The 12,192-nt window shown below is 60.3% G+C and carries 10 protein-coding genes; all 10 read right to left on the bottom strand.

From position 1 onward, the window contains the following. Positions 1–52 precede the first annotated feature (52 nt). The 10 genes from VHX65_12035 to VHX65_11990 are packed head-to-tail and all read right to left on the bottom strand — an operon-like array spanning position 53 to position 12,148. Positions 53–1,123, bottom strand: coding sequence for an NAD-dependent epimerase/dehydratase family protein (locus VHX65_12035; GenBank protein ID HEX3999272.1), 1,071 nt, complete (start codon positions 1,121–1,123; stop codon positions 53–55). Continuing rightward, on the bottom strand, positions 1,120–2,481 hold the full coding sequence (locus VHX65_12030) for a glycosyltransferase (GenBank protein ID HEX3999271.1): 1,362 nt from the start codon (positions 2,479–2,481) through the stop codon (positions 1,120–1,122). The genes VHX65_12035 and VHX65_12030 overlap by 4 nt, the downstream gene beginning before the upstream one ends. Further along, positions 2,481–3,395 carry a class I SAM-dependent methyltransferase gene (locus VHX65_12025; protein ID HEX3999270.1) on the bottom strand — a complete coding sequence of 305 codons (915 nt, stop codon included), beginning with the start codon at positions 3,393–3,395 and terminating at the stop codon, positions 2,481–2,483. Before VHX65_12025 ends, VHX65_12030 begins: the two co-directional genes overlap by 1 nt. Next, a complete protein-coding gene (locus VHX65_12020; GenBank protein ID HEX3999269.1) occupies positions 3,373–5,265 on the bottom strand; it encodes a hypothetical protein in 1,893 nt (630 codons plus the stop codon). The genes VHX65_12025 and VHX65_12020 overlap by 23 nt, the downstream gene beginning before the upstream one ends. A gap of 37 nt (positions 5,266–5,302) precedes the next feature. Beyond that, positions 5,303–6,886 carry a lipopolysaccharide biosynthesis protein gene (locus VHX65_12015; GenBank protein HEX3999268.1) on the bottom strand — a complete coding sequence of 528 codons (1,584 nt, stop codon included), beginning with the start codon at positions 6,884–6,886 and terminating at the stop codon, positions 5,303–5,305. Positions 6,887–6,933: 47 nt separating this feature from the next. Further along, positions 6,934–7,923 carry an NAD-dependent epimerase/dehydratase family protein gene (locus VHX65_12010; GenBank protein ID HEX3999267.1) on the bottom strand — a complete coding sequence of 330 codons (990 nt, stop codon included), beginning with the start codon at positions 7,921–7,923 and terminating at the stop codon, positions 6,934–6,936. A gap of 39 nt (positions 7,924–7,962) precedes the next feature. Further along, positions 7,963–8,850 carry an N-acetylneuraminate synthase family protein gene (locus VHX65_12005; GenBank protein HEX3999266.1) on the bottom strand — a complete coding sequence of 296 codons (888 nt, stop codon included), beginning with the start codon at positions 8,848–8,850 and terminating at the stop codon, positions 7,963–7,965. Next, positions 8,843–10,177 (bottom strand): acylneuraminate cytidylyltransferase, encoded by a 1,335-nt coding sequence (locus tag VHX65_12000; protein ID HEX3999265.1) that lies wholly within the window; start codon positions 10,175–10,177, stop codon positions 8,843–8,845. Before VHX65_12000 ends, VHX65_12005 begins: the two co-directional genes overlap by 8 nt. Further along, positions 10,162–11,010 carry an SDR family oxidoreductase gene (locus VHX65_11995; GenBank protein ID HEX3999264.1) on the bottom strand — a complete coding sequence of 283 codons (849 nt, stop codon included), beginning with the start codon at positions 11,008–11,010 and terminating at the stop codon, positions 10,162–10,164. The genes VHX65_12000 and VHX65_11995 overlap by 16 nt, the downstream gene beginning before the upstream one ends. Further along, a complete protein-coding gene (locus VHX65_11990) occupies positions 11,003–12,148 on the bottom strand; it encodes a Gfo/Idh/MocA family oxidoreductase (protein HEX3999263.1) in 1,146 nt (381 codons plus the stop codon). The genes VHX65_11995 and VHX65_11990 overlap by 8 nt, the downstream gene beginning before the upstream one ends. Between the last annotated feature and the right edge of the window lie 44 nt (positions 12,149–12,192).

The raw sequence follows: 12,192 nt of genomic DNA, 5'->3' as shown, positions 1-12,192 counted from the left end.
ACGCAAGCCGCGGGTAGGGCACCCATGCCCGTGTTTAACCTATCAAATTGCATTAGGCGGCGGCCCAGCGCTCTCGATTCGCCTCATAGATCTCGCGAATGATGCGACGCACGTCGTAGGTTAGCTGCCAGTCGGGATAGTGCGATTGAAATTTTGCCACGCTGCTGATCCACCAGATATGATCGCCCGTGCGGTTTTGTTCTTGATAGTTCCAATCCAGATGATTGCCGGTCACTTCCGTGCAGATGTCGATCGCTTCGAGCATGGAGCAATTGCTATAGCGGCTGCCGCCGATGTTATAGACCTCGCCGCAGCGCGGCGCATGGAAGAAGCGATCGAAGGCCCGGATCAAATCTGCGCAGTGGATATTATCGCGTACCTGTTTGCCGCCGTATCCGAACACGGTGTAGGGCGTCCGCCGGGCGGCACATTTGACGAGGTAGGCCAGAAAGCCGTGCAATTGGGCGCCGGAATGGTTGGGACCGGTGAGGCAGCCGCCTCGGAAACAGGCCGAACGCAAGCCAAAATACCGCCCATACTCTTGCACGAGGATGTCGGCCGCGACTTTCGAAGCGCCGAACAGACTGTGCAATGTCTGGTCGATCGACATGTCTTCGCGGATGCCGTCGGCGTAGGTGTGGTCCGGGGCGATTTCCCAGCGAGATTCCAATTCCACGAGTGGAAGCCGATTCGGCGTATCGCCGTAGACCTTGTTCGTGGAGGTGAACAGGAACACCGCGTCGGGGGCGAATTGGCGCGTGGCTTCCAGCATGTTGAGCGTGCCGAGCGCGTTGACGGAAAAATCCGTCAGCGGTTCTTTGGCCGCCCAGTCGTGCGAGGGTTGGGCCGCCGTGTGAACGACGAGGCGAATGTCGGATCGATACTCGCTCATCAGGCGTTCGATGCCGTCGCGATCGCGGATATCGAGTTCGACGTGCCGATATTGTCGATCCAAATTCCGTTGCAATGCTTCGCGTTGCCAGGTTGTCGATGCATCAGCGCCGAAAAAATATCGGCGCATATCGTTATCGACGCCTACGATATCCATGCCGATGCCGGCGAAATGCCTTGCAGTTTCGGAACCGATCAAGCCGGCCGAACCGGTGACGATTGCTACGCTCATGTGGGGCTGGAATCCTTGGAGGGCGGACGGTGAAGTTGAAGTTCATCCATGGTATCGCGATGCGACACCGGCTTTGTCGTGCCGCTACGACCGATTTCTTCGCTTAGCACTTGCCACAGAATTCGCTTGTTTTCCGCAGCGGAATGCATTTGCAAAGTTTTCAGCCGAGCCTCTTCGTCCGGAGGCGGAAGCTGCCCGGATCGCCAGGCGTCGAGCCATTCGCGAACGGCCTCGATCTGCGGATCGTTCAATACGTATCCGCAACGGTTTTTCACAAAGAACCGCGATAGGGAAAAATCCTCCGGGCAGTGGACCAAGATTGGAACGCCCGACAGTAAATAATCGAAGCTCTTGGTGGGCAGCGAAAGCGACATGGCATTTGCCGCCATGCTCTTCCCGGGGCTGAAGTGCAAGGGAAGATACAACAGGTCGCAGTCGCCGATATTCGCGAGCAATCGCTCGTAGTTCGCTTCGAAAGCGACTTCAACCCTCGGACCGCAAATTCGGCTCGTATCGAAAGACGAGCCCGACCACACCTTCAAACGGAACGTGGGATCTTGGTTGACAAGTTGGCTCAACTCGGTCAATTGGCGCAAGTTGCTCTCATAAATCGCACCGGCAAATCCGATCGTGAGCGTGCGTGACCCTGCGGACAAGGCCGCCGCATCGGTGGCGGCTGTCCCGGCGTGCGGTCCGGGCTTGGCCGGTAGCGGACGATGCTCGACGATATGGCGAAGAACCGTGCATTGGATGCCGTAACGACGCTTGTAATGGTCGGCCATGTTGTCGTCGAGCGCCAAGACACGGGTGGAGGTGAGCGTCTTGCGTTCCAGCCAACTCGCAAAGCTCGAATTCTTTCGCCGCTCATTGGCTTCCAAGAACGCATCGTGAACATGATAGACGAGCGGCACGCGTGTGATTCGCGAAGCCATCCACGTGGCAAGAATCCAGTGCGGTTGGGCGTAGATCGCAACCATGCAATCCGGTTGGAATCGGCGGATATGCCGGACCATCTGGCCGAGCAGCAGCGGAAAGCCGGCTCGCGCCAAACGGCGGCGAATCCGATGCCCGCGGAGAAAGGGCCACAGCCTGGTATGAAACTGAAACTTGCGGACGGGGTGGTCAATCGATATCTTGCGGCGGCGCTTTTGGTCGAGGTTCTCTTCCGTGAAAACTTCGGCGTTCCCGTCGGAGAAGTGCCTTAGCATATCGCACACGATAACCGGCGTCCCGGAGGCGATGTCCAATTCCGACCAAGAACAGAAGAGCACACGAAGCTGGCGTTCGGCCGATGCTTCGCCGATTTCCGGCCCATTGTCGGAAGCGACCTGCGTCAAGCGTGAATCGATGGAATGCATCAAGGGTTGCTGGAAAGCGGCTTCGTTGCGAGAACGAGCTGATGGTCGCGGTAGTAGTGCATCGCGGCCGGATCCTTTCCGATGGCGCTTCGCAAGAGGTTGCCGCCGATTCGCTGCGTCCAACGACGCAGCCCAACCGAACCCGGGTGCTCCACGCGAAAAACGGCAACATCGGTGAATCCGAGTTTGCGCAGCAGCAACGGAAATGAGCTCGCACTGAAAATTGTCACGTGGCCGATGCAATGCAGGTAATACCAATGCGGTCCGGCGAAACGGGCCGTCCGCGCATCCGCGCGCCCGGTTAATACGACGAGCGCCCCGCCCGGTCGCAACATCTGCTTGATCGCAAGCAGTTCGAGTTCCGGTTCCGGCAAATGCTCGACGACATCGACGAGCAAAACGGCGTCCGCCACCTCGCGCAATTGCAACGACGCGGGAGTGCCGAGAAGCACGTCCAAATTTTGGGCCCTCGCCTCCGCCACTGCCTGGCGGCCCGGCTCGATGCCGCGCTTGCGCCACTGACGGCCGAGAGTGCTCAGAAGATTTCCATTCCCGCAACCGACGTCCCAAAGGTCGCCCCGCACCAAACCACGCTTGCCCAATTGTTTTTCGATTGCGATGTTCAAGCCAGCCTGAGGATTCAAATGGTGCCAATACGATGCCGGCAACAACTCGTAAATCGATTGCAGGAACTGCGGATCGCGTCGCTCGTCGGTAGCGACGAGCGAATTGCAAAACGAACAGCGCTCGTAAACAAGAACGTGGAGTTGCTTTCGAAGCATATCGGTCAACATCGCGTCAGACGCTCGTCCAAGCGGAACGCGAACCGCACCGGCGGTCGTCCAGGGCGCATGGCAAGCCGGGCATTTCGCCAAGCTCGGGCCGATGGAATTAGTCGAGAGAGCGGTTGCCATGGTCCTTCGCACGTGCAGCCGCGATCACCTCGCTAGATTCGGAGCGGCCACGAAAAAGTTCGACAATTGCCCGAGCGGTCAATTCTGTCGCATCCGCCCTGCCGCCGTTCAATAGATCATCGACCAACCGCCGGCGCCCTTCGGCCAACTCGGCAAGCGCTTTGGAATCGGTCGAAAGCTGCCGAATGATGATCGCCAAACGCTCGGAGTCGTCCACGTGGTCGATCGCAACCTGTATCGCCGCTCCATATTGGCGGTAGGGGCCATATTCCGACAGCCCCTTGGTCTCGATAACGATCAGGGGCTTATCGGCAATGCAGGCCTCAAGGCCGGTCGTGCTGGATACGACGATCACAACATCCGACTGAAGCGTTACGTCTTGCGAGCTGCCTTCGCGAACGATCCGCACGTGCGGATGTTGCCGCAAGACCGAATCGATGATCCCCGTGTAGTCGGCCGGATGCACCTTTACCGTGAGACGGCTATTCGGAATGACGGCGGCAGCGCGAACAATCGCCATCAGGTGCAGCTTGGCCAACGAAACGCTTACGACCTGTCCGCCCGTTCGCGACGCCATGTAAGCGATTTCGAGTGGATTGCCTTGGCCAACCGTCGCAGGCCGTTTCGATAGCCGCTTGCGCCGAATCAGTTCGTCGTAAATCGCCGGGCCCACAACGCGGATCCGGGAATTGGCAATTCCGTTGCGGTGGATCGTTCGCTGATTCGCGTGCCCCCAAACAAAGATCGCGTCGTTGCAGAATCGCGTGAATACGTCGTAGTCCGGAAACATGCCGTGCTGCACGAACGCCGATGGGATATTCCGTCGCCGCGCGGCTAGGGCGGCAGCGCGGCCGACCATGCTGCTATATGTGGTCGAAACGACGCAGAGCGGTTGTACCCTGGCGAACGCTTCCGTGAGCGAATCGAGCCAGAATGCCGATTCCTGCAACAGGCCCGAAAGCTTTTCAACGATCGCCGGAGCAAGCAACGACTTTCCAAAAAGCGAGCCGGTTCCGAAGAACAAACTCTCATCGGCGTCAGCACCGATTGCTTCCCGCAAACGTCCGGCGGTCTCGGCGGGAAGACGTTTCGGCCGTCGATTCGCTGTTGGCGACAACCGGCGAAGTAAGGTCGAAGCGACGCCGTGGCGCTCGAGCGCCACTTTCACTTGCCTTCGAGCGGCGATCCAAATCGTCTCAACGCCGTGTTCTTCGCGAAGCGCCTTGGCAACGGGAATCAGCGCCTTCGCACTGTTCGGATAATATTCGACGATTGCCACCGACTCACCAAGCGACTTTACCCAGTCTCGCGGGTCGCGGGCAATCACATCCGCGCTGTTCATCAAGCCATCGATCACGCGTCGGCCGCAGGAACGAAAGAGTCGCCAAAGCCGGCTTCGCGACTTGGCGGGCCGCTCGACGCCGATCACGTCGATGTGCGGCGAATTGATGCCGCCCATCAGCTGCCGGATGGTCGCGCACGCCGATTCTGGGACAATCCATGAAATATGTTCCGCCCCCTCGCGATACATCTCACCGGCGACCGCCAGCCGTTGCTCGATCTCCGAGAACTCGAAAAGAAACCGATAACGCAATATCTCCAGTTGTGAAAACCCTTCGCTGCAAGCGAGCAGCGACTGCATTCGCCCATGCTCCAGAGACTTGAACAAACGATCGATCCAATCCATTAGCCGCCGCTGATATTCGAGCTCACGGGGGTTCCACAGTTCGGAAGGCGGTGGTCCTTCCAATTTTTCGGGCCACGGAGTGCCGCGAGCAATGAATTCCCGCGCACCCGGCACAACGGCTCGTGCGCGACGCACGTCGTCGGCCAGCACTTCTTCCAAATCGTAGTAGACGAAATGATTCACGAACTGCCTGAGCACTTCGGGCGTTCTATCGAACCCACTAGGGCTGAGATTCCCGAGCCCATATTCGCCGCGCCAAATGCAGGCCCTCGCGGATGCTCGGATCGCCGGTCATCCACAGGACGATGGGGAATGCTGCGATTCCCAGCGTGCCGATTCCGAGTTCGGCGATTCCGCCATTCCGCGGAATCCAAAACACGGCTGCCGCGGCTGCGGCCCCGCACAGAGTAATCCGCGCAAGATTGAACCATTGGTGCGGAATCATCACCAATCGCATTGAAATGACTGCGAAAATAAGCGCCGTCGCCACACGCTCCGATGCCATGGCCCAGGCGACACCCGTCGCTCCGAAGCGGTGCACCGTGAGCACAGTCACTGCGATGTTCACCGCCGAGCCGCTGTAGGCGACCACCGGCACCCACCACGTCTGCTTGCTGTAGTAAATCTCCGGGGCGAAAAGCGACTGAATGACCATTCCAAGGAAAAAAACCACGTAGATCGGCAGCAACGGGCCGGCCGCGTGAAAGCTGGAGGGCGTCATGAGCACAATCACCCACGGCCCAAGCAATGCCGTCCCCACGCCGCCGAAAATCGCCAACGCCCAAACGTTGCGCGCCGTCACCGCGAGCCGCTGCATTCCGCCAGGAGTCGCCTCCTTGCGGATTGAAAAGTAAATCGGATTGAACGCCGTTTGAAACGCGTAAGCAAGAATAATCAGCGGTTGCGCGAATCGACCGGCGACTCCCAGCATACCGACGGCAGACACCGACTGGGCGTCGGCCAGGATCGCTTGCGTCACCAACGGAGTCAGGCTGCCGGCAAAATCGCCCGGCAGCATCGCCATCCCGTAGGCCAGCGACGATCGCAGCATGGGCAATCGAAATCGGCCGCTCACTTCGGGTCTCAGGTAGCGGATCGCCAGCAGCGCAAGCGCCAAATAAGACACCACCTCGGCTCCAAGCATTCCGGCCGCCCCCCAGCGAAAGCCGGCCACGAACAGCACGGCGAGCACAATCGCGATGCTTGCCCGGCCGAGGTACAACCGGGCCGCATAGCCCGACTGTTCCCGCGCCTGCACAAGCCGTTCCTGCAATTCGGTCATGCAAACGAGCATCGCGGAAACGATTGCCAACACGGCAAACGGCAGGTAGGGCAATCCTGGGATAAAGTGCCCCAGGAGCCAGGGGCTGATCACCAGCGCCACCAGCCCGACGGTCATGGTGCATAGACCGACAAACCAAGCGACCGTCGTCACATAATCCTTGAGCGACGGCCCTTCGGAGAAATCGAAGTAAAACCGCGTGATCGCTCCCGGAACGCCCAGCTTCATCGGGGTCGTGAGGAAATCGCCGAACTTCGACGACAAGTCGATGAATCCATATTGCTCCGGCGAAAGAATCCGCGTGAAGACAAATGTCAACAGGAAGCGAATGATCTTTGGCGCGAATTTTCCCAGCCCGTAGTTGAACGTCGATCCGACCAAACGGCGCACATAAGTGTGCTGCCGCGCGGATCCCGCGGGCATCGGCGGTGAATCGGCCGGCGCCGATGATGTCGGTGGCGACGAGGCCATTGGCGGTGAGCCCGACACCGGCTCTCCGGCCGGCGGGGCAGCGGCTGCCATTGGCTGTTGGTCGTTCTGTTCCATCGGGTGGTTGCATGCCGGGCGCCTCACGCGCCGCTTGATCGACGATACCAAGCAATTGTTTTCCGCAGGCCCGCGCGCAGATCGTGCCGCGGCTTCCAGCCCAGCAGTTGCCGAGCCTTTGTGTTATCCAGGAACTCCGCTTCGTGCGGCGCGTCGGGAAGTTGAACGATCGGCTCGAGAGCGCTATCCGCCGCGGCGACGATGGCTCGCACCAATTCGAGCGTCGTGATCGCTTCGTCGGGAACGAGGTTGAATGCTTCGCCGGCCAATTGCGGTGAGCCGGCGACGCCTTCGGCCACGGCCAATAATCCATCGACCGTGTCCTCGATATAGAGATAACCTTTCCGATCGCGGCCGCTTTGCTTGATCACGGGCCGTTCGCCGCGCAGCGTTGAAAGGATCGAGCCGGTGATGATATGGCCAACGTGGTGATCGTCGCCGCCGTAGGAATTCGTCATCCGCGCGATGCCGACCGGCACGCCGTAGCTCTTCCCGTAACAGCGGGCCAGCACGTCGCCGCAGAGTTTCGTCGCTGCATACATTCCCAAGCCGTTCAACGCGGCAGACTCCGGCGTCGCTTGCCGGCCTTCGGCGGGCTGATGTCCGTACACATGGTTGCTCGAGACGGCGACGATGGCCAGCGGGACGCCGCGGCCGCCCGCTTGCGCCGCGGTCATGCGCCGTGCCGCTTCGAGAAGGTTGAATGTCGCCAACACATTGCTTTCGTAGGCCGAGACGGGCTGGTCATGCGACACCGAGACGCCGGGCTGGCCGGCCAAATGAATAATCGCGTCCGGTCGTGTTTCTTCGAGTAGATGCGTGGCGGCATCCAGATCGCGCAGGTCGGCGCGATGCAGTGCAAATGGCTCGGCAACATGTTTCGGCGGCACGATGTCGAGGATGTGCAGCTCGGCGGCGGCGGCCACGAGCGCCCGCCCCACCCATCGCCCGACGAAGCCCGCTCCGCCGGTCACCAGGACACGCTTATCTTTCCAAAATGCGGCGTTGACCATGCGATTCTTGTAATGGCGATTTATGAAATTTCATGCCGGTTATTTCGCGTCGAGCGTGTTTTTCAGCCGCAATCGGCTGGCAGCGACGACTTCGCTCGGGTAAACGTGCTTTTGACCGTCGCCCATTGCGCTCTCGACGCTGCGAATGTCTTTGACCAACCGTTTCAAACCTTGCGGCTCGATGGATGCGGCTTGATCGCTGCCCCACATGGCGCGGTCGAGCGTGATATGACGTTCGATGAACGAAGCTCCCAGCGCAATGGCCGCGACCGACGTCGCCAAGCCGACTTCGTGCCCCGAGTAGCCGATCGGGCAATCGAAGCGTTTGGCGAGCGTGGTGATCATCCGCAGATTCAACTCTTCCTTCGGGCAGGGATAGGTGCTCGTGGCGTGGGCCAACAGCAACCGCTCAGTGCCCAAGACGGCGACCGCGGCTTCGATCTGGTCCATCGTCGACATGCCGGTCGAGAGCATGACTGGCCTGCGCGTCGCGCGGCATGCGTCGAGCAACTCGCGATCGGTGAGCGCCGCCGAGGGAACCTTCAAACACGGGGTGTTGAACTCTTCGAGAAACGCAACCGAGTCGACGTCCCAGCACGATGCAAACCAGACGATTTTTTGGGCGCGGCAATATTGGTCGATTTGCCGGAACTCGGCGTGGCCGAATTCGATCTTGTGCCGATATTCCAAGTAGGAGATATATCCCCAAGGCGTCTCGCGCATCTTGTCCCGCATTTCGGCCGGAACACATTTCTCCGGAGTGCGCTTCTGAAATTTGACGGCATCGCAGCCGCTCGCCTTGGCCAGATCGATGAGCCGCCGCGCGATGCCCAGGCTGCCGTTATGATTGACGCCGATTTCAGCGATTATGTAGACGGGATGCTCCTCACCGACGCCGCGACCTCCGAGTTCGATCGTTCTAGGCATTGTTTCCATTCTCAAGGACTTCAGGACGGACGCCCGCCGCTTCGCCTCGCGGATATCTTTTCAGCAAGATCTCACACAACTCGCGCACCGCACCTTGACCACCCGGACGGGAAAGCACGAAATCGACCCGCTCGAAGGCACTCGGATGCGCATCCGCAACAGCAATCGCGAACCCGGCGGAGGCGAAGCAGCCGAAGTCGTTCGCATCGTTGCCGAGGTAGATCGTATTTTCCAAACGAAGCTGCCGCTGCCCGACTAGCTCAACCAGCGCGGCTTGCTTGTCGGCCAGGCCCTGGCGGCAAGCGATGCCCAGCTTGCGGCAGCGCGCTTCGACGACCGGGTGCGTTTCGGTCGAGAGCACCACCAATTCAAAGCCTCGCTTGCGAAGCATCGACACGCCCAGACCATCGCTGCGATCGCACAGCACAGCTTCGCCGCCGTCGTCGAACACCAGCACGCGGTTGTCGGTCATCACGCCGTCGAAGTCGAACACCACCAAGTCGAGCTGTTCCGGCCATCGGCGCCCCCGAGATTTGTCCGACGGGCCGCCGTGCCTGCGATTCGATTCACGATCGCCTGCGACATATGGCATGTCGATCTGCAGATGCTTTCGGTCGATGACTTGTTGGGCCAACTCGAAGTCGGCCAGAGTGTCGATGTCGACGCAATAGCTCCAATCGACGAACACCGGCCGCACGCGCTTGCCGGTGAGCGAATGCTGCTGCCGGATCGTGGTGGTGCGAATGGCATCGACATGGCCGGTTTGCCAATAGGCGGTCGGCAGCTTTTGCCGGGGCATGTTATAGGGTTCGGCAAACTCCGTCGCCATGAGAGGCGCCAAATACCCGTTCGCCGCGTCTCGCCACATCTTGTACGGTGTTTGCTTGGGCGTCGTCACGCCGCGTACGCAATCCGCCTGCAGGTCGGCGGAAAGCAACCGAACCGCTTCGTCCAACAGCCCTCGCGGCCGAAGCGGCGTTGTCGGCCGAAGTTGCACCACGATCTCAGGCCGATAGCTTCCCTCGCGATCGAGCCAGTCTAGCGCATGGACAAAGAGCGGATAGTCGGGCGTGTCGTCGGCCGCCAATTCGGGCGGACGCCGAAATGGCACTTCCGCGCCATACTGTGCCGCTACCGCTGCAATCTCGTCGTCGTCGGTCGAGACAATCAGCCGCGTGATCGATTCGGCCGCCAGAGCGGACGCGATGCTATAGGCCAACAGTGGATGCCCGCCGAGCGGCAAAACATTCTTGCGGAGCAGCCCTTTCGAGCCGCCGCGGGCCTGCACGATCGCCAACACTTCCGGCCGAGCTACCAAGCCGTCCACCCTCCGTCGACAATCAGGTTCGAGCCGGTCATATACGACGAGGCGTCGGAGACCAGGAACAGCAGCGGGCCATTCATTTCATCCGCCCGCGCCATCCGGCGCATTGGGCAACGCTCGTTGTAGCGGCGAACGAATTGCTCATCTTGCGAGTTGTAGATGCCGTGGGGAGTCAACGTGTTGACGCGGATTCCGGCCGCCGCCCAATAGGCCGCCAAATAGCGGGTGAAATGTGCGATGCCGGCTTTGGTCACGGCATAAGCGGCGGGCTTGAAGAGCGTTTGCTCCGCTTCTCCGTCGCGCTGATACAGTCGTTGGTCCGGGGCGACGAGGCCATAGGTCGAACTCACGTTCACGATCACGCCCCGCTTTTGCCCCACCATGGATCGTCCCACCACTTGGCAGCAATGCATCGCGCCGGTCAGGTTCACATCCAACGATTGTTGCCACAGCGGAAGCGGATAGTCCTCAAAGGTGCTGGCTTGTTGCTGAGCTACGGCGGCATCGAATTTCGGATCGATGGCTGCGTTGTTCACGAGGATATCGACGCTTCCCCAGCGTTCGAGCGCTACAGCCGCCATCCGCTCGACGTCGGCTCGCTTGGTTATGTCGACTGCGACGCCGAGCGATTCGCCGCCGATTTCATCCGCGGCCGCCCGGGCTGAGGCAATTGCCGCACCGCCGTCGAGATCCGCCACGACGACGCGTGCTCCAGCGGCGAGCATGGCCCGTGTATATTGTTTGCCCAGCAGGCCTGCTCCGCCGGTGAGGATCGCTACACGGTCGGTTAGGTCGAACAGCGACGGCAAGGCCGAAGTTTTTGCGCTGTCAGCCATGGCGCTGCGACTCCGAGGTGCGCCGGACCTCGCGCGCACTTTGCTTGGCTGCTAAAGCAATCTTGAGCACGGCAATGCCGTCCGCCAGCGTAATTGCCGGTGTCTGGCGCGTCTCGACGCACCGCAAGAAGTGCTGCATTTCGTCGATGAACATCGAGTTTCGCTCAAACCGTGGCGGTATGGTTTCGATCGTCGTTATTGGCGCGGCATTGCCCGACGAGCCGGCGGTTTCCCAGCGCAGCGTGCCGGCGACACAGTCCCACTCGGCTCGGCCATGGTCGCCACAAACGGTCAACCGGTGAACCGCTGGCCGCTGCAAATAGTCTAAATGCACTTGTCCCACAACGCCGGAGCAAAACTCGATCGTGATTTCCGCCCAATCTTCGCCTGCCGGGGTTTGCAAAGCAGCCACTGAGCGCGTCGACGCTTGCACTCGCTCCACCGGTCCGAAGAGCCAATACAAATAATCGAGGGGATGGATTAGTGTCAGGACCACTCCGCCGCCCAAGTCGGCCCGCGCACTATAGCCTTGGCGATGGTCTTCCCAGGGGTGCCATTCGGGCAGGTATTCGCCCCATTCGGCCCGCGCTCCGACAACCGCGCCCAGCCGACCGGCGGACAGCCCCTCCCGCAATCGGATCAACAGCGGATGAAAGCGAAACTGGCAACCGATCATGGCTACGAGGTTGTTCCGCCGCACGATCTCCGACAATTCCTCGCAATCATCGAGCGAATCGGACAGCGGTTTCTCGATGAAAAGGTCGCAGCCGTTACGAGCCGACGCCAATGCGACTTTCATATGGGCCGCCGTCGGATTCGAAACGACGGCAATTCTGGGCCGGTGCATCCATGCGCGATCCAATTCGTGAACTTCCACCCACGCAGCTTTCTCGCTCGGCGGGGCAGCAGCTTCGTTGCCATTCGCCTGAAACGCGGCCTGACGATTCTCCGCGAATCGGCGATTCACGGCCGAAGTGTCATCGGGCAGTGTGCCACGGTGCGTTCGGAAAAACACGAACTGCGAACAACCAAGCGATTGAAGGTTCTGCACATGCCGGCGGCCGATTGATCCATATCCGGCAATCAATGTGGGTCGCTGTGAAACGGTTTCGATCAATTGCGAAGCAGCTTCGTTCACCGCAGCAGTTTCGTTCGGAAGAGACAAGAGACGCTTCCCGAAGG

This window comes from Pirellulales bacterium, assembly GCA_036267355.1.
Taxonomy (GTDB): domain Bacteria; phylum Planctomycetota; class Planctomycetia; order Pirellulales; family DATAWG01; genus DATAWG01.
This window is presented reverse-complemented; position numbering and strand designations above follow the sequence as displayed.